This window comes from Streptomyces sp. PL-29, from assembly GCF_058344425.1.
This window is the reverse complement of the sequence record NZ_CP136996.1, coordinates 5,031,142-5,049,002: the sequence shown is the minus strand read 5'-3', so window position 1 is coordinate 5,049,002 and position 17,861 is coordinate 5,031,142. Positions and strand designations below refer to the sequence as shown.

The following is a 17,861-nucleotide window of genomic DNA, read 5'->3' as shown; positions in this document are numbered from 1 at the left end:
CGGAAGAGGCGGGGAGCAGCGCGCCGCAGGGGTTGCCTGCCAGGGGCGCGCGCTCTCGACCGCCATTCGCCTGATCGGCGAGACGTTCGGCTCCTACCAAGCTAGGGCAGGTCCCGCTGTATGTCTCGGCAATTACTCGGACTTCCTACTATCTGAGACGCCCATCCCCCCGAAGAGACGCCCCCCGAAGGTCCGCTTCAGGTCCTGCCGGAGCGAAGTTCCCTGATCAGAGCCTTGATCGCGAGAGTTGCGGCGGCTTCCGACGTGGTGACGTATCCCACCTCGCGCACCGGCCCCAACGGGCCCAGTCCGGCGATCTCCACGGCCTCCGTCGCGTCCCTCAGGGACAGCTCGGGCATGATCGCCATGCCGAGCCCCCGACCGACCATGGTCAGCACCATGGCGTCGTCCTCCGCCTTGACCGTCGCCCGCGGGATCCAGTCCTGCGCCCGCCACCAGGCCCGGGTGTAGGAGCCGCAGTTCTCGTCCCAGTCCATGAGGGGCAGCGACTTCGGGTCGGGGTGCCCCGCCGGGTGCACCAGGTGGTACGCCTCCTGCGCGAGCACCCCCGTCAGCAGGCCGGGCGGCGCCGCGCCCGGCGAACCGCCCAGGGTGGCGATGCCCAGATCCGCACGGCCCGCCGCCACTTCCCCCGCCGCGCCGGCACCGATCTCGCGGACCACGCGGACCTCCGGGCGGATGCCGGGGTGCCGGGCGGTCAGTCGCTCCAGGGCGGGCGGCAGCAGGTGCAGGGCGGCGCTCCGGAACGCCGCGATCCGCAGAACTCCGTCCAGGGCGCCGCCGCCGTCGCCCCGGCCCGCACTGCGCACCTCCGCGCCCATGACCTCGTACAGCCGCAGGATGCGGCGGGCGTGTCCGACCGCCCGCTCCCCCGCCGGCGTGGGCGAGGCCCCCGCCCGTCCGCGGTCGAAGAGCACCGCGCCGAGCTTGGCCTCGCTGCCGCGCACCGAGTGCGACACGGCCGACTGGGTGAGGCCGAGCGCCGCGGCCGCGGCGGAGAAGCCGCGGGCCTCCGCGACGGCCACCAGGATGCGCAGTTCGCGCGGGAGAAGATCGGACACCGGGGCCCCCACCTCGTGGTATGAGTGATGCTCATGGATGTGTGACGTCCATGAACCCAACCCCCTGCCCGGCCCCCGGATTCCTTCCTAGCGTTGCGGACATGACCACGAACACCGCTCGCGCCGTACACCAGATCGCCCGCCCCGAAGGCTTCCCCGCGTCCTCCGACTTCGCCCACGTCTCCTCCCCGGTCCCCGAGCCCCGGCCCGGCACCGCCCTGGTGGAGAACCTGCTGCTCTCCGTGGACCCCTACCACCGCGGCCTGATGGACGGCGGCGAGGGCGGCTTCGAGCTGAACGCCCCGCTGGAGGGCCGCTCGGTGGGCCGGGTGATCGCCTCCCGAGACCCGGGCCTACGCGAGGGCGACCTGGTCTTCCACCGCGAGGGCTGGCGCACGCACGCCCTCGTCACCCTCGGGAAGGCTGGTGCCCGCACGCTGCGCGGCCATGCGGGCGTACCGCTGGAGGCGTACCTGTCGATCCTCGGCGGCACCGGCCTCACCGCGTACGCCGCACTGACCCGGACCGCAGCACTGAGAGAGGGCGAGGACCTGTTCGTCTCCGCCGCCGCGGGCGGCGTCGGCACCGCCACCGGGCACCTCGCACGGCTGCTGGGCGCGCGGCGCGTCATCGGCAGTGCGGGCTCGGCGGCGAAGGTCCGCCACCTCACGGACGTTCTCGGCTTCGACGCGGCCTTCGACTACCACGACGGCCCGGTCGGCGAGCAGCTCGCCCAAGCCGCCCCCGAGGGCATCGACGTCTACGTGGACAACGTGGGAGGCGAGCACCTGGAGGGCGCGATCGGCGCACTGCGGGAGTTCGGCCGGATCGCCTGGGTCGGCGCCGTCTCGACCTACAACGGCGGCCGCTCCCCCGCCGCGCCCCGCAACCTCTTCGAGATCGTGCACAAATCGCTGCGCCTGGAGGGCGTAATGGTTCGGCATCACACCAATCTTCAGGAGGAGTTGGAGGACCTCCTCGTCCCTCACCTGCGCAGCGGCCGGATCGGCACCGACACCACCGTTGTCCAGGGCTTCGAGCACACGGTGGAGGCCTTCCGCGGCATGCTCCGCGGCGAGAACACGGGCAAGATGCTTGTGCGGATCAAGGCCTGACTCCGGCCGCCCGGAAGTTCACCGAACTCTTACCGCACGGCTGTGGACCTTTGAGGCCACCCCCGCCACCCTTGCCGTCGATGTGCCACCGGGGCACCACAGTTGGAGGCGAGGGACCAGTGACACCGATCAGCCGAAGAGGTTTCGTGGGAATCGGCGCCGGGCTGATGGCGGGGGCCGCGCTACCCGTCACGGCGCCCTCGTCGGCGGCCGCGGCCTCGGCGAGCGGCACCCTCACCGACGTGCAGCACGTGGTGATCCTGATGCAGGAGAACCGCAGCTTCGACCACTACTTCGGCGGGCTGAAGGGCGTCCGCGGGTTCGGCGACCGTGCCGCCGGCAACATCCCGGGCGGCTGGGGCACCTTCAACCAGCCCAACTGGGGCGCCCGGCAGTACCCGTGGAAACTGTCCGCCACCCCGCCGGCCGGCGGGGTGGACGGCGCGACCCTGGCCCAGTGCAGCGGCGACCTCCCGCACAGCTGGACCTCGCAGCACGCCGCCTGGAACAAGGGCCGGATGGACAACTGGGTCCTGGGGGTCGGCAGCACCCGCACCCTCGGCCACCTGGACCGGGGCGACCTCCCCTTCCACTACGCCCTCGCCGACAACTACACGGTCTGCGACGCGTACTTCTGCTCCGCCCTCAGCGCGACCGGTCCGAACCGCACCTTCCTCTGGAGCGGGAAGGTCGACGCCGGCAGCAAGGACGGCGGTGAGGAGTCGGGGCTGACCTGGGAGACGTACGCCGAGGCCCTGCAGCGCGCCGGCGTGACCTGGAAGGTCTACCAGAACGCCCAGGACAACTACGGCGACAACGGCCTCGCCTACTTCAGGAACTTCACCGACGCGGCTCCCGGGAACCCGCTGTGGGACCAGGGCATGGCCTCGGTCCCCAAGGTGACCGGCTCCACCCCGGACGACATCGCGGCCGCCATCCGCGCCGACGCCGTCGCGGGCACCCTCCCCCAGGTGTCCTGGGTCGTCGCCAGCGAGGCCTTCTCGGAGCACCCCTACGCCCCGCCCGGCGACGGCGCGCACTTCGTGGACCTGGTCTACCGCGCCCTCGCAGCGAACCCCGAGGTCTTCGACTCCACCGTCCTGATCCTCAACTACGACGAGAACGACGGCTTCTTCGACCACGTTCCGCCCCCGGTCGCGCCGCCCGGCACCCCCGGTGAGTACGTGGACGGCGTCCCGATCGGGCTCGGCTTCCGCGTGCCCATGCTGGTCATGTCCCCGTGGACGCGCGGCGGATGGGTCAGTTCGGAGGTCTTCGACCACACCTCGGTGCTCCGCTTCCTGGAGACCTGGACCGCCGCCCTCGGCACGCCGGCCACCTGCCCGAACATCAGCGCCTGGCGCCGCCGGGTGGTGGGCGACCTGACCGGCGTCTTCGACTTCGCGCACCCGGTGTACGGGGTTCCGGCGGGCCTGCCGCCGACCGCCAAGGTGATCGGCCAGGCCACCTGCGCCCCGCTTCCCAATCCGGTGCCGCAGGACAACGCCCTCCCGGCGCAGGAGCCGGGCACCCGTCCGGCGCGCGCCCTCCCTTACCAGGTCAACGGCAATCTGGATCGCTTCGAGTTCGGAGCGGCCGGCCAGATCACGGCCTGGTTCTCGATGACCAACCAGGGTGCCCAGGCCAAGCGGCCCGCGCACTTCTCGATCCACCCGCACCAGCACCGCGACACGGCGGCCTGGCAGTACACGGTGGATCCGGGCGACACCTCGACCGACTACTTCCACATCGGTCTCGGCCACGGCTCCGGCAAGTACGACATCTCGATGTACGGACCGAACCGCTTCCTGCGGCGCTTCATCGGCGACGCGTCCAAGGCGGGCCGCGCGATCGAGGTGGCGGCGCGGTTCGCGGTGGAGCCCGGTACCGGTAGGACGGCGGTCTGGTTCAAGATGACGAACTCCTCCGCCTCCCCCGTCACCTTCACGATCCGCTCCAACGCCTACCGTTCGGACGGCCCGTGGACGTACACCGTCCCGGCGCACTCCTCCCGCGAGGACTTCTTCAACGCGGTGGCGTACACCAAGGGCTGGTACGACTTCACGATCCTGGCCGACTCCGACGGCACCTGGTCGCGCCGCTACACGGGCCATATCGAGACGGGCTCGGCGAGCGTTTCGGGGTCGTGACCCCGCAGGTGTCCTAAAGGACGTCCCCGTCGCGCCAGTCGAAGTCGAGCCGCCCGGCGGGGTCCGGCCGGACCCCGCCGGGCGGTGTCCACACATGGGTGGAGCCCTCCTCCTCGGGCAGCCGCACCGGTCCCTCCGGGGAGAGCACCCCCACCTCGCCCGGCCACACCGACCAGCCCCGGGCCAGGTAGAGCCCGGCGCCCTGTTCCGAGGCCGACAGCGCGCCCAGCACGTAGGCCCCCGCCACGACCTGCTCCAGCCGCTCCGTCACCCGTCCGCCGAGGCCGCGGCGGCGCAGGTCGGCCCGTACGGCAACGGCCTCGACGTATCCGGTGCGCAGGGCGCGCCCCCGGTGCACGACCCGCCGCTGTACGACACTTCCGTGCGCGGCGAGCCTGCCGTCCACGCCGATCAGCACGTGCATGCCGCCGAGCGCGTGCTCGAAGTCCTCGTCGGCGAAGTCCCCCTCGAAGGCGTCGTCGAGCAGGGTCCGGATCGCGCGGAGCTCGGCGGCGGTCAGTTCCGAGGTGTGCGCGGTGCGCGTGTCCATCTCTGCTCCCGCCAGTCGGTGACTCGGCGTACTCGGTGGACCGCGTGCGGCCGTCCGGGCTCCCGGCATCCGGACGCCGCGCTCCGACGCCTTCGCTCATCCCGTGAACGTACCAAGGACCGGGGCCGCACCGAGATCGCATTGCGGACGCCGAACGCCGGACACCAGCCGCCATCGGCCGAACCGGCTCTGGCGGTCTGGACCAGTGCTTCGGCAGACTCACCCCATGTCGCCCGATACCCAGCAGTGGACCCCCACCCACGGCCAGCCGTACCGTCCGGCCGCCTACCGGCCCGAACGGATGCCGCAGCACGAATCCCTCGCACGCGCCGCCGAGTTGCGGGCGCGGATGGACCAGCGGCGGACCGTACGCCACTTCTCCCCCGACCCGGTGCCCGAACAGGCCGTCCTGGACGCCATCGCCTGCGCGGCGACGGCGCCGTCCGGAGCGCACCAGCAGCCGTGGACCTTCGTCCTGGTCAAGGATCCGGCCGTACGCCGGCAGATCCGTGCGGCCGCAGAACAGGAGGAGGAGCTCTCCTACGACGGGCGCCTCGGCGACGAATGGCTGGCGGCCCTGCGCCCGCTCGGCACGGACGCCGTGAAAACCCACCTCACGGACGCACCGGCGCTGATCGTGGTCTTCCAGCAGCGGTACTGGCTCGGCCCCGACGGCACGAAGCGCAAGCACTACTACGTGGACGAGTCGGTCGGCATCGCGGTCGGCATGCTGCTCTCCGCCCTGCACCTGAGCGGCTTGGCCGCCCTGATCCACACGCCGAGCCCGATGCGCTTCCTGAGTCACGTCCTGGACCGGCCGGAGAACGAGAAGGCCTTCGCGGTGATCCCGGTCGGTTACCCGGCGGACGACTGCACGGTCCCGGACCTGGTCCGCAAGTCCCTCGACCAGGTCATCGTCGAGGTCTGACGGCCTCACCGCCGGGCGGCACCGGCTCCTGCTCCTGCTCCTGCTCCTGCTCCTGCTCCTGCTCCTGGCCGGGGTTGTCCGCCGGGGAACTGGAAACCGCCCCCGTTCCGGACTTGGGGGTACCGGAACGGGGGCGGGGTTCAGCAGGGGCCGGGGTCAGCCCATGTGGGGGTAGCCGTACTCGGTCGGCGGGACCAGGGTCTCCTTGATGGAACGGGTCGAGGTCCAGCGGAGCAGGTTCGACGCGGCGCCGGCCTTGTCGTTGGTCCCCGAGGCGCGGCCCCCGCCGAAGGGCTGCTGGCCGACGACCGCGCCGGTGGACTTGTCGTTGATGTAGAAGTTGCCCGCCGCGAAGCGGAGCTTCTCCATCGCGTCCGCCGCTGCGTAACGGTCCGCGGCGATGATCGAGCCGGTCAGGGCGTACGCCGAGACGGACTCCATCTGAGCCAGCATCTCCTCGTACTTCTCGTCCTCGTAGACGTGCACGGCGAGGATCGGGCCGAAGTACTCGGTCGTGAAGACCTCGTTCTCCGGGTCGGTGCAGACGATGACGGTCGGGCGGACGAAGTAGCCCTCGGAGTCGTCGTAGGTACCGCCCGCGACGATCTCACAGGTCGGGTCGGCCTTGGCGCGGTCGATCGCGGCCTTGTTCTTCGCGAAGGAGCGGTCGTCGATGACAGCGCCGATGAAGTTGGTCAGGTCGGTGACCGGGCCCATGGTGATGCCGTCGACCTCGGCCGCGAAGGCCTCCTTGAAGCCGTCGTTCCAGATGGAGGCCGGGACGTAGGCGCGCGAGGACGCCGAGCACTTCTGGCCCTGGAACTCGAATGATCCGCGGGTCAGGGCGGTCTTCAGGATCGCGCGGTCCGCGGACGGGTGCGCGACGACGAAGTCCTTGCCGCCGGTCTCGCCGACCAGGCGCGGGTAGGACTTGTACGTCTCGATGTTGTTGCCGACCGTCTTCCACAGGTACTGGAAGGTCTTGGTCGAGCCGGTGAAGTGGATGCCGGCCAGCTCCGGGTGGTTCAGGGCCACCTCGGACACGGCGATGCCGTCGCCCGTCACCAGGTTGATGACGCCCTTGGGCAGGCCGGCCTCCTCCAGGAGCTCCATGAGGAGGACGGCGGAGTGGGTCTGCGTGGGGGACGGCTTCCACAGGACCACGTTGCCCATCAGGGCGGGAGCGGTCGGCAGATTACCGGCGATGGCCGTGAAGTTGAAGGGCGTGATCGCGTAGACGAAGCCTTCGAGCGGGCGGTGGTCGCTGCGGTTCCACACGCCGGCGGAGTTCGCGACCGGCTGCTCGGCCAGGATCTGGCGGGCGAAGTGGACGTTGAAGCGCCAGAAGTCGACGAGCTCGCACGGGGTGTCGATCTCCGCCTGCTGGGCGGTCTTCGACTGGCCCAGCATGGTGGAGGCGGCGAGCTTCTCGCGCCACGGGCCGGACAGCAGCTCGGCGGCGCGCAGGATGATCGCCGCGCGGTCGTCGAAGGACATCGCGCGCCAGGCCGGGGCGGCGGCCAGGGCGGCGTCGATAGCCTCCTGGGCGTCGGCCCCGGTGGCGTTCGCGTAGGTGCCGAGCACCGACTTGTGGTCGTGCGGCTGGACCACGTCGAAGCGCTCGCCGCCGCCCATCCGCTTGACGCCGTTGATCGTCATCGGGAGGTCGATCGGGTTCTCGGACAGCAGCTTCAGCTGCGCCTCGAGACGCGCGCGCTCCGGGGTCCCGGGGGCGTACGAGTGGACCGGCTCGTTGACCGGCGCGGGGACCTGGGTCACAGCATCCATGGGGCTGATAACTCCTTAGACCTGGTTCTTGGCTAGTTCTTGGTGATCATCGAGCGGACGAAGAACAAGAGGTTGGCCGGCTTCTCCGCGAGGCGGCGCATGAAGTAGCCGTACCAGTCCGTCCCGTACGCGGTGTACACGCGCATGCGGTGGCCTTCGGCGGCGAGCCGCAGGTGCTCCTCGCTGCGGATGCCGTACAACATCTGGAATTCGTACTCGTCCAGCTTGCGCCCGGCCTTGCGGGCGAGCTCCTGGCCGATGGCGATCAGGCGCGGGTCATGGGACCCGATCATCGGGTAGCCCTCGCCGTCCATCAGGATCTTGAGGATGCGGACGTACGCCTTGTCGATCTCGGCCTTGTCCTGGTAGGCAACCTCGGCGGGCTCCTTGTAGGCGCCCTTGACGATCCGCACGCGGCTGCCGTTGGCGGCCAGCCGGCGGGCGTCGGCCTCGGTGCGGAAGAGGTACGCCTGGATGACGCAGCCGGTCTGCGGGAAGTCCCTGCGCAGCTCCTCGTGGATGGCGAACATCGAGTCGAGGGTCGTGTGGTCCTCGGCGTCCAGCGTCACGGTGGTGCCGATGGCGGCGGCAGCCTCCACGACCGGGCGGACGTTGGCGAGCGCCAGCTCGTGGCCGCCCTCCAGGGCCTGGCCGAACATGGACAGCTTGACGGACATCTCGGCCTTCTCGCCGAGGCCGAGCTCCGCGAGGCGCTCGATGAGCTGGAGGTAGGCGTCACGCGCGGCGTGGGACTGCGCCACCTCGGTGATGTCCTCGCCGACGACGTCGAGGGTGACCTCCAGGCCCGCCCTGGTGAGGTCCTCGACGATCGGGATGACCTGGTCGACCGTCTCTCCGGGGATGAAACGGTTCACCACGGGCTTGGTCACCGGGGCGGCAGAGACGATACGACGCATCTTGTCGCTGCGCGAAGCGGCGAGGATCACGGGACCCAGCACGGGGCACCTCCAGCGGGTGGCAGAAGAAAAGCGCAAGTGAAACCACCGTGAAACCTAAGGATCGCTTCGATCCTCTGCCATCGACAGCTGTCACGCATCCGTGTCCGCGATCTCATACATCTGTCTGAAGACGATGGCCGCGGGTGGGAGAATGTCCGCGTGAAGGGCGATTACCAGGACCTGGTGGACGAGATCTCGGCGCTGCTCGGCGCCCCGGCGACCCTTGAGAACCGGGACTTCCGCCTCATTGCCTTCGGCGCCCACGACAGCGACGACGATCTCGCGATGGACCCCGTGCGCACCCGGTCGATCCTGACCCGACAGTCGACGGCTGCCGTCCGTGCCTGGTTCGAGGGCTTCGGCATCGCCCGCGCCACCGGCCCCGTCCGCATCCCGGCGGCACCCGACGCAGGCGTGTTCCGGGGGCGGATCTGCCTGCCGGTGCGGTCCCGGGGCGTCGTGCAAGGCTACGTGTGGCTGCTCGACCAGGAGCCCGGCACGCCCGGCCCCGACCCCTCTGCGCTGGCCGCGGCCATGGAGGTGGCCCAGCGGATCGGAGTGCTGCTCGCCGAGGAGGCGAAGGCCGGAGCGGACCTGTCACGGGAGTTCCAGGCGGTGCTCACGGCGGCGCGGGGGTGGCAGCAGGACATGGCGGTGGCTGCCCTGCGGGCCGCCCTCGGGCCGGGCGGGGACGGCCTGCACGCGGCGGTCTGCGTGACGCCCTGGCCCGACGAGGCTCCGGCGTCCGTACCGGGCGCGGCGGCCGTGTGCGTCGTACCCCGGCGGGGCGGCGGCGCGGGCGAGCCGGGCGAGGTGCCGGCCGCCGGGCCCGCGGGCGGCCTGGCTCTGGCTCTGCTGCTCCGGCTGCGGTCGACGGACGCGCTGGCTCCGGCCCTGACGGCGGTGGCACGGCTGCTGCCGCGCGCGGCACGGCCGACGGCGACCGCGGCCGCTGCGGGCTCCGCCGCATCCCGCTCCGGGGCGGCGGCCGGCGCGTCCGCGGCCGCCGGTGCCACCCCTGCGGCCGGCGCGCTCCGGATGACCGCGGGCGTCGCCGATCCCCTCCGCGGCCTCGCCGACCTGCCCGCCGCCTGGGAACAGGCCGTCGCCGCGGCTCGCGCGGCGGTCGCCGAGCCGCGACTCGGCCCGGTTGCCCAGTGGTCGCAGATCGGCCCGTACCGGCTGTTGGCGAACCTGGCCGCCGACCCGGTGGACGATCCGGCGGCCCGCACCCTGCTCGCCCCCGCACACCGCGAACTGGCCCGTACCGCCGAGGTGTTCCTGGACTGCGCCGGCCAGGCGGGCCGCGCCGCCGCCGCCCTCGGCATCCACCGCCAGACGCTCTACTACCGGCTCGGCCGCGTGGAACAGCTGACCGGGCTCGACCTCGACGCGGGCGAGGACCGCCTGCTGCTCCACATGGCCCTGAAGGCCTCCCGCCTGGCCTGAGGGGCCCCGGGCCGGCCCGGGGCTGCGCCCGGCGCCCCGCCGTTTCGGGTCCGCGGCCGTCGGCCGGGTGTGGCGACTCCGGGCTCCGGCTACCCCTGCGGCCGGGTCATCGCCTCGGCGGCCCGGCGCATGCCCTCGGTGAACTCCTCGGCCGTGGCCGCCGACTCCGGGTCGAAGAGCCACTGGATCATCAGGCCGTTGAGCAGCGCCTGGTAGAAGGAGCCCAGGGTGCGCACGTCCCGGTCGTCGAGTTCGCCCTCCGGGGTGCCGGTGAGCATCGAGATCAGCCCGCGGCGCCCCTCGGCCTGCGAGGCGGCGAGCAGGGTCCGCAGCTCGGGCCGCTGGTCGCGGCCGAGCGCCACCTCCAGGCTCGCCGCCCAGACGGGTGCGGACTTCTCGTGCTGCGCGATGACGCCTTCCCACAGTGCTCGGAAGCGCTCCAGCGATCCGCCCTCACCGGCCAGACTGTCCTGGAAGACCGCCCCCCACTCCTCCATCAGGCCGATGAACGCCTCGGTGAGCAGGGCGTCCTTCGAGCCGTAGTGGTAGCCGATGGAGGCGAGGTTCGTCCCCGACGCGCTGACGATGTCGCGCGCGGTGGTGCGCACGAACCCCTTCTCCACCAGGCACTTCTTGGCGCCTTCGAGCAGATCTTCGCGATGTCCCATGCCCTCACCGTAGCAAGACGGATGTACCAGACGACAGTCCCATACAAGCGTTTCACACACTCGTCATAGACGAATGTTTTATACGTGTGTACGTTTCTCGGCATGTCGAACCCCTCCGCCACAGCACGCCTCGCCGGCCGCCGCGAATGGACCGCCTTCACCGTCCTGTCGCTGCCCCTGCTCCTGGTCTCCATGGACGTCTCGGTCCTCTACTTCGCCATCCCGGCGATCACCGAACAGCTCGACCCGAGCGCCACCCAGCAGCTCTGGATCTTCGACAGCTACGCCTTCGCCCTCTCCGGACTGCTGATCACGATGGGCTCGCTCGGCGACCGGATCTGCCGCCGCAGGCTGCTGCTGATCGGAGCCGGCGCCTTCGGCATCGCCTCGGTGGGTGCCGCCTACTCCACCAGCGCGGAGATGCTCATCGCCGCCCCGGTCCTGCTGGGCATAGGCGGTGCCACACTGATGCCGTCCACGCTGGCACTCGTCCGCAACCTCTTCCAGGACGACGGCCAGCGCGGCAAGGCCATCGCCATCTGGTCCGGCGCCATGACCGGCGGCATCGCGCTCGGATCGGTGCTCAGCGGCATGATGCTGAACCACTTCTGGTGGGGCTCCGTCTTCCTGGTCAACGTGCCCGCGATGGCCCTCCTGCTCACCCTGGTCCCCTTCCTGGTCCCGGAGTTCAAGGACCCCGCCCCCGGCCGCTTCGACCTGCTCGGCGCCCCGCTGTCCGCGGCCGCCGTACTGCCGGTCGTGGACGGCCATGATCAGCCGTTCGCTGTTCCGGGGCCGCGGCTTCGGCTCCGGTATCGCCCTGAACACCCTCGCCGCCTTCGCCATGCTCGGCTCGGCCTACTTCACCACCCAGTACCTCCAGTCGGTACTCGGCATGGGCGCACTGGAAGCCGCCCTGTGGAGCCTCGCCCCCTCCGTTGTCATCGGCGCGGCGGCCCCCGCCTCCGCCGCCCTCGCCCGCAGGACGGACCGGGCCCACGTCGTCGCCGGCGGGTTCGTCCTCGCCGCCGCCGGCTGCTCGCTGATCGCGCTGGTGGGCACCGACTCCCTGTGGCTGCTGCTGACCGGTACCGGTGTCCTGGCCTCGGGCATCGTCGCCGTAATGTCCCTCGTCTCCGACATGGCCCTGGGCGCGGCCCCGGCCGAGAAGGCGGGTTCCGCCGCCTCGCTGCTGGAGACCGGCACGGAGTTCGGCGGCGCCCTGGGCATGGCGGTCCGCGGCAGCCTGGGCACCGCCGTCTACCGCAGCGACCTGGCGGGCGCCGAACCGGCCGTACGGGAGACCCTGGGCGGCGCCGTGGCCACCGCGCACCGGATCGGCGGGGCGGCCGGTGCGCAGGTCCTGGCCCCGGCCCGCGAGGCCTTCGTCCACGGCATGCAGTACGCCGCCTGGGGGGCCGCGGCCTTGCTGCTCGGGGCGGCCCTGCTGGCCGCGTCCCTGCTGCGGGGCATCGGTGCCCCCGCCACGCCGGAGCCCGCCCGGGGGCCCGGGGCGCGGGAGCACGAGGCGGCGTACGACTGACCGGACGGCGCGACGCATCCGGAGGAACGCGGAAGGGCCCGGAGTCTCCCCCGGGCCCTTCCCCGTCTCACTGCTGTGGCGGCGTCAGGCGAGGCTGACGGTGCGCGCCGAGGCGGCGCCGATCTCGGCGGCGATGTCCGCGAGGACGCCCGCCGGCACCTCGGCGTCGACGGTCAGGACCGCGAGGGCCTCGCCGTGCTCCTCCGCCCGGGCGACCTGCATGCCCGCGATGTTCAGGCCGCCCTCGCCGAGGACGCGGCCGACGGTACCGACCACGCCGGGACGGTCGGTGTAGCGCAGCACGACCATGTAGTCGGCGAGCGCCAGGTCCACGTCGTACTCGCCGATGCCCACGATCTTCTGAAGGTGCTTCGGGCCCGCGAGCGTGCCGGAGACGGAGACCTCCTGACCGTCCGAGAGGGTGCCGCGCACGGTCACCACGTTGCGGTGGTCCGGCGACTCCGAGCTGGTGGTCAGACGCACCTCGACACCGCGCTCCTGCGCGAACAGCGGGGCGTTGACGTAGGAGACCGTCTCGTCGACGACGTCCTCGAAGACGCCCTTGAGCGCGGACAGTTCGAGCACCTTGACGTCATGCTGGGTGATCTCGCCGCAGACCTCGACGTCGAGGCGGACCGCGACCTCGCCCGCGAGGGCTGTGAAGATGCGGCCGAGCTTCTCGGCGAGCGGCAGGCCCGGACGGACGTCCTCGGCGATGACGCCGCCCTGGACGTTGACCGCGTCCGGCACGAGCTCACCGGCGAGGGCGAGGCGCACCGACTTGGCGACCGAGACACCGGCCTTCTCCTGGGCCTCGTCGGTGGACGCGCCGAGGTGCGGGGTGCAGACGACCTGGTCGAGCTCGAAGAGCGGGGAGTCCGTGCAGGGTTCCTTGGCGTACACGTCCAGGCCGGCGCCGGCGACGCGGCCCTCCTTGAGGGCCGAGTACAGGGCGGCCTCGTCGACGATGCCGCCACGCGCGGCGTTGACGATACGGACCGACGGCTTGACCTTGTGCAGCGCCTCGTCACCGATGAGACCGAGGGTCTCGGGGGTCTTGGGCAGGTGCACCGTGATGAAGTCGGCGACCTCCAGCAGCTCGTCCAGCGTCAGCATCTTGACGCCCATCTGGGCGGCGCGCGCGGGCTGGACGTAGGGGTCGTACGCGACGATCTTCATACCGAAGGCCGACATGCGCTGGGCGACGAGGACGCCGATGCGGCCGAGGCCGACGACACCCAGGGTCTTCTCGCTGAGCTCGACACCCGTGTACTTGTTCCGCTTCCACTCGCCGTTCTTCAGTGCGGTGTTGGCCTGCGGGATGTTGCGGGCCGTGGCGACGAGCAGGCCGCAGGCGAGCTCGGCGGCGGTCACGATGTTGGAGGTCGGGGCGTTGACTACCATCACACCGGCCTTGGTGGCGGCGGAGACGTCGACGTTGTCCAGACCGACGCCCGCGCGGGCGACGACCTTCAGCTTCCTGGCCGCGGCGATGGCCTCGGCGTCCACCTTCGTCGCGGAGCGGACGAGGATCGCGTCGACGTCGGCGATCGCGGGCAGCAGCTCCGCGCGGTCGGCTCCGTTGACGTGCCGGATCTCGAAGTCCGGACCGAGCGCGTCCACCGTGGCGGGCGACAGCTCTTCGGCGATGAGTACGACAGGTTTCGAGCTCACGTGGGTCATCCTCACAAGTCCAGTGCGGACGGCCGTCCCGACGGCCGCAGGCGGTGGAGGGGGTAGCCGCGTGGAAGACGCACGACACTGTGGGCCTGACGCGTATGTGTTGAGCAGTGTAGTGGCGTCAGCGGACCGGTTTTCCGCCTGTACGGAAGGATCACTCTTCCGTGGTTGGCCGGGGTGGACAAGCAGGGCCCGTCAGGGCTCCGTCCCGGCGCTCCGGTCACCGGTGCGGCGAGTGCCGTACCGCACGGTGGTGCGCGGCGGGGCCGGGACCCGGCGTCCCGACCCCGCCGCCGCGAGATCAGCTCTCGTCGCTGTCGACCCAGCTCATCAGCTTGCGCAGCTTCTTGCCCGTGGTCTCGAGCAGGTGCTCCGAGTCGGCCTTCTTGTACTCGTTGTACTTGGGCAGACCGGCCTTGTACTCGGCCATCCACTCCTCAGCGAACTTGCCGCTCTGGATCTCCTCGAGGACCTTCTTCATCTCGGCCTTGGTGGCGTCGGTGATGACGCGCGGGCCGGTGATGTAGTCGCCCCACTCGGCGGTCTCGGAGACCGACCAGCGCATCTTCTCCAGGCCGCCCTCGTACATGAGGTCGACGATGAGCTTCAGCTCGTGGAGGCACTCGAAGTAGGCGATCTCCGGCTGGTAGCCCGCTTCGGTCAGGGTCTCGAAACCGGCCTTGACCAGCGCGGACGCGCCACCGCACAGAACTGCCTGCTCACCGAACAGGTCGGTCTCGGTCTCCTCGGTGAAGGTGGTCTTGATGACGCCGGCGCGGGTGCCGCCGATACCGGCCGCGTACGAGAGCGCCAGGTCGAAGGCCTTGCCGGTGGCGTCCTGCTCGACGGCGGCGATGCACGGAACACCGCGGCCCTCCTCGTACTGGCGGCGGACCAGGTGGCCCGGGCCCTTCGGGGCGACCAGCGCGACGTCCACGTTGGTGGGGGGCTTGATGAAGCCGTAGCGGACGTTGAAGCCGTGGCCGAAGAAGAGCGCGTCGCCCTCCTTGAGGTGGTCCTTGATGGACTCCTCGTAGATCTCGGCCTGCAGCGGGTCCGGAGTGAGGATCATGATGACGTTCGCCCACTCGGCGGCCTCGGCCACGGGGACGACCTTCAGGCCCTGCTCCTCGGCCTTGGCCTTGGACTTCGAGCCCTCCTTCAGGCCGACGACGACGTCGACGCCGGAGTCACGGAGCGACAGCGCGTGGGCGTGGCCCTGGCTGCCGTAGCCGATGACCGCGACCTTGCGGCCCTGGATGATGGACAGGTCGGCGTCGTTCTCGTAGAACAGCTCGGCCACTGGGATATCTCCTTGGTGCGCTGGTGTTGCTCCCACCGTACGGCGGGGAACGGAATCTGAGTTTGTCGGTCTCGCTATGCGGGCCGAGCGTGTCTGCCGCGGCATCGGCCGCGGCGGCCGCTGTGTGGCGCGGCCGCCGTATCGGCCGGATCAGGCGCTGCGGTCGAGCGCGCGCAGGCTGCGGTCCGTGATGGACCGTCCGCCTCGCCCTATGGCGATCGTGCCGGACTGGACGAGCTCCTTGATGCCGAAGGGCTCCAGCATCTTGAGCATCGCGCCGAGCTTGTCGGAACCGCCGGTCGCCTCGATGGTGACGGCCTCCGGGGAGACGTCGACCGTCTTGGCGCGGAACAGCTGGACGATCTCGACGATCTGCGAGCGGGTCTCGTTGTCGGCGCGGACCTTCACCAGAACGAGTTCGCGCTCGATGGCGCTCTGCGGCTCCAGTTCGACGATCTTGAGCACGTTGACCAGCTTGTTCAGCTGCTTGGTCACCTGCTCCAGCGGGAGGTCCTCGACGTTGACGACGATGGTGATGCGGGAGATGTCGGGATGCTCGGTGACGCCGACCGCGAGGGAGTCGATGTTGAACCCGCGGCGGGAGAACAGGGCGGCGATCCGGGCGAGGATGCCGGGCGTGTTCTCGACCAGGACGGAGAGCGTGTGCTTGGACATGTGAGGCGTTCTCTCTCTCGGCTCTCTCGGCTCAGTCGTCTTCGTTGTCGCCGAAGTCGGGACGGACGCCCCGGGCTGCCATGACCTCGTCGTTGGAGGTGCCGGCGGCGACCATCGGCCACACCATGGCGTCCTCGTGGACGATGAAGTCGATGACGACGGTACGGTCGTTGATCGCGTTGGCCTCGGCGATGACCTTGTCCAGGTCGGCCGGGTCCTCGCAGCGCAGCGCCACGCAGCCCATCGCCTCCGACAGCTTGACGAAGTCCGGGACGCGCGTGCCCTTGCGGGGGGCGAGGGACTCGCCGAGCTGGGAGCCGACCGTGTCGTGACCGGTGTCGTCGGCGTGCAGGACGGTGTTGGAGTACCGCTGGTTGTAGAACAGCGTCTGCCACTGGCGCACCATGCCCAGTGCACCGTTGTTGATGATGGCGACCTTGATCGGGATGTTGTTCAGCGCGCAGGTGACCAGTTCCTGATTGGTCATCTGGAAGCAGCCGTCGCCGTCGATCGCCCAGACGGTGCGCTCGGGCATGCCGACCTTGGCGCCCATCGCGGCGGGGACCGCATAGCCCATGGTCCCGGCGCCACCGGAGTTCAGCCAGGTGCGGGGCTCCTCGTACGAGACGAAGTGCGAGGCCCACATCTGGTGCTGGCCGACGCCGGCCGCGAAGACCGTGCCCTTCGGCGCGAGCGCGCCGATCCGCTCGATGACCTGCTGCGGGGACAGGCTGCCGTCCTCGGGCAGGTCGTAGCCCAGCGGGTACGTCTCGCGCCAGCGGTTGAGGTCGTTCCACCAGGCGGTGTAGTCGCCGGCGTTCCCCTCGGTGTGCTCGGCCTGCACTGCCTGGATCAGGTCGGCGATGACCTCGCGGGCGTCACCGACGATCGGGACGTCGACGGCTCGGTTCTTGCCGATCTCCGCGGGGTCGATGTCCGCGTGGATGACCTTGGCGAAGGGGGCGAAGCTGTCCAGCTTGCCGGTGACGCGGTCGTCGAAGCGGGTGCCGAGCGCGATCAGCAGGTCCGACTTCTGCAGCGCGGTGACGCCGGTGACGCTGCCGTGCATGCCGGGCATGCCGACGTGCAGCGGGTGGCTGTCGGGGAAGGAACCCAGGGCCATCAGGGTGGTGCAGACCGGGACGCCGGTCAGCTCGGCGAGGACCTTCAGCTCGGCGGTGGCGCCGGACTTCATCACCCCGCCGCCGACGTACAGGACCGGACGCTTGGCCTGGCAGATGAGCTTGGCGGCCTCGCGGATCTGCTTGGCGTGCGGCTTGGTGACCGGCCGGTAGCCGGGGAGGTCCTGGGAGGGCGGCCAGGAGAAGGTGGTCTTCGCCTGCAGGGCGTCCTTGGCGATGTCGACGAGGACCGGGCCGGGGCGGCCGGTGGCGGCGATGTGGAACGCCTCGGCGATCGTCTTCGGGATGTCCTCGGCCCTGGTGACCAGGAAGTTGTGCTTGGTGATCGGCATGGTGATGCCGACGATGTCCGCCTCCTGGAAGGCGTCGGTGCCGATCGCTTTGGAGGAGACCTGGCCGGTGATCGCGACGAGCGGCACGGAGTCCATGTGCGCGTCGGCGATCGGGGTGACCAGGTTGGTGGCGCCCGGGCCGGACGTGGCCATGCAGACTCCGACCCTGCCGGTGGCCTGGGCGTAGCCGGTGGCGGCGTGGCCGGCCCCCTGCTCGTGGCGGACCAGGATGTGACGGACCTTCTTCGAGTCCATCATCGGGTCGTACGCGGGGAGGATGGCGCCCCCCGGAATCCCGAAGACGGTGTCGCACCCCACCTCTTCGAGAGAGCGGATGAGGGACTGCGCACCCGTGACGTGCTCAACTGCGGCGGGCTGCTGTCCGCCGGAACGGGGCCGCGGCTGCGGATGGTGGGCCCCGGAGGCCTGCTCGGTCATCGGCATTCTCTTCTCGAAGCTGAGGGTTCTACGCGGATTCGACTCTGTGCCAGTGCAAC

13 protein-coding genes and 1 pseudogene are annotated in these 17,861 nt (G+C 70.7%); 5 read left to right on the top strand and 9 right to left on the bottom strand.

Annotated features, from left to right (window positions below; translation table 11 throughout):
• Positions 1–197: 197 nt before the first annotated feature.
• A complete protein-coding gene (locus R4Z63_RS23355) occupies positions 198–1,082 on the bottom strand; it encodes a LysR family transcriptional regulator (protein WP_384450417.1) in 885 nt (294 codons plus the stop codon).
• 101 nt (positions 1,083–1,183) lie between these two features.
• Between R4Z63_RS23355 and R4Z63_RS23350 the strand changes: the two genes are divergently transcribed.
• Together R4Z63_RS23350 and R4Z63_RS23345 are read left to right on the top strand one after the other, a co-directional pair.
• Entirely contained in the window at positions 1,184–2,197 is a 1,014-nt protein-coding gene (locus R4Z63_RS23350; RefSeq protein ID WP_037928198.1) for an NADP-dependent oxidoreductase, read from the top strand.
• Positions 2,198–2,316: 119 nt separating this feature from the next.
• A complete protein-coding gene (locus R4Z63_RS23345; protein ID WP_384450414.1) occupies positions 2,317–4,347 on the top strand; it encodes a phosphocholine-specific phospholipase C in 2,031 nt (676 codons plus the stop codon).
• A gap of 13 nt (positions 4,348–4,360) precedes the next feature.
• On the opposite strand, the gene R4Z63_RS23340 is transcribed toward R4Z63_RS23345, so the two are convergent.
• On the bottom strand, positions 4,361–4,897 hold the full coding sequence (locus R4Z63_RS23340) for a GNAT family N-acetyltransferase (protein ID WP_384582352.1): 537 nt from the start codon (positions 4,895–4,897) through the stop codon (positions 4,361–4,363).
• A gap of 226 nt (positions 4,898–5,123) precedes the next feature.
• Here R4Z63_RS23340 and R4Z63_RS23335 point away from each other — a divergent pair, with 226 nt between their 5' ends.
• The gene (locus tag R4Z63_RS23335; protein WP_037928189.1) at positions 5,124–5,825 is read left to right on the top strand and encodes a nitroreductase family protein; all 702 of its coding nucleotides are present in this window, start codon (positions 5,124–5,126) and stop codon (positions 5,823–5,825) included.
• 156 nt (positions 5,826–5,981) lie between these two features.
• Here R4Z63_RS23335 and pruA read toward each other — a convergent pair whose 3' ends face one another.
• Together pruA and R4Z63_RS23325 are read right to left on the bottom strand one after the other, a co-directional pair.
• The gene (pruA, locus tag R4Z63_RS23330) at positions 5,982–7,613 is read right to left on the bottom strand and encodes an L-glutamate gamma-semialdehyde dehydrogenase (RefSeq protein WP_384451632.1); all 1,632 of its coding nucleotides are present in this window, start codon (positions 7,611–7,613) and stop codon (positions 5,982–5,984) included.
• A gap of 32 nt (positions 7,614–7,645) precedes the next feature.
• Positions 7,646–8,572, bottom strand: coding sequence for a proline dehydrogenase family protein (locus tag R4Z63_RS23325; RefSeq protein ID WP_037928183.1), 927 nt, complete (start codon positions 8,570–8,572; stop codon positions 7,646–7,648).
• 159 nt (positions 8,573–8,731) lie between these two features.
• Here R4Z63_RS23325 and R4Z63_RS23320 point away from each other — a divergent pair, with 159 nt between their 5' ends.
• A complete protein-coding gene (locus R4Z63_RS23320) occupies positions 8,732–10,021 on the top strand; it encodes a PucR family transcriptional regulator (protein WP_037928180.1) in 1,290 nt (429 codons plus the stop codon).
• 89 nt (positions 10,022–10,110) lie between these two features.
• On the opposite strand, the gene R4Z63_RS23315 is transcribed toward R4Z63_RS23320, so the two are convergent.
• Complete coding sequence (locus R4Z63_RS23315) at positions 10,111–10,689, bottom strand: TetR/AcrR family transcriptional regulator (RefSeq protein WP_384451636.1); 579 nt, start codon at positions 10,687–10,689, stop codon at positions 10,111–10,113.
• A gap of 102 nt (positions 10,690–10,791) precedes the next feature.
• Between R4Z63_RS23315 and R4Z63_RS23310 the strand changes: the two are divergent.
• A pseudogene (locus R4Z63_RS23310) lies at positions 10,792–12,232 on the top strand (MFS transporter).
• Between the two features lie 84 nt (positions 12,233–12,316).
• Here the strand turns inward: R4Z63_RS23310 and serA are convergent.
• From serA to R4Z63_RS23290, 4 genes are all read right to left on the bottom strand, one after another.
• The gene (gene serA, locus R4Z63_RS23305; RefSeq protein WP_037928707.1) at positions 12,317–13,906 is read right to left on the bottom strand and encodes a phosphoglycerate dehydrogenase; all 1,590 of its coding nucleotides are present in this window, start codon (positions 13,904–13,906) and stop codon (positions 12,317–12,319) included.
• A 307-nt stretch (positions 13,907–14,213) separates the two neighbouring features.
• On the bottom strand, positions 14,214–15,215 hold the full coding sequence (ilvC, locus tag R4Z63_RS23300) for a ketol-acid reductoisomerase (RefSeq protein WP_037928172.1): 1,002 nt from the start codon (positions 15,213–15,215) through the stop codon (positions 14,214–14,216).
• 150 nt (positions 15,216–15,365) lie between these two features.
• The gene (gene ilvN, locus R4Z63_RS23295; RefSeq protein WP_037928169.1) at positions 15,366–15,890 is read right to left on the bottom strand and encodes an acetolactate synthase small subunit; all 525 of its coding nucleotides are present in this window, start codon (positions 15,888–15,890) and stop codon (positions 15,366–15,368) included.
• Between the two features lie 31 nt (positions 15,891–15,921).
• Entirely contained in the window at positions 15,922–17,808 is a 1,887-nt protein-coding gene (locus R4Z63_RS23290; protein WP_037928167.1) for an acetolactate synthase large subunit, read from the bottom strand.
• Positions 17,809–17,861 lie beyond the last annotated feature (53 nt).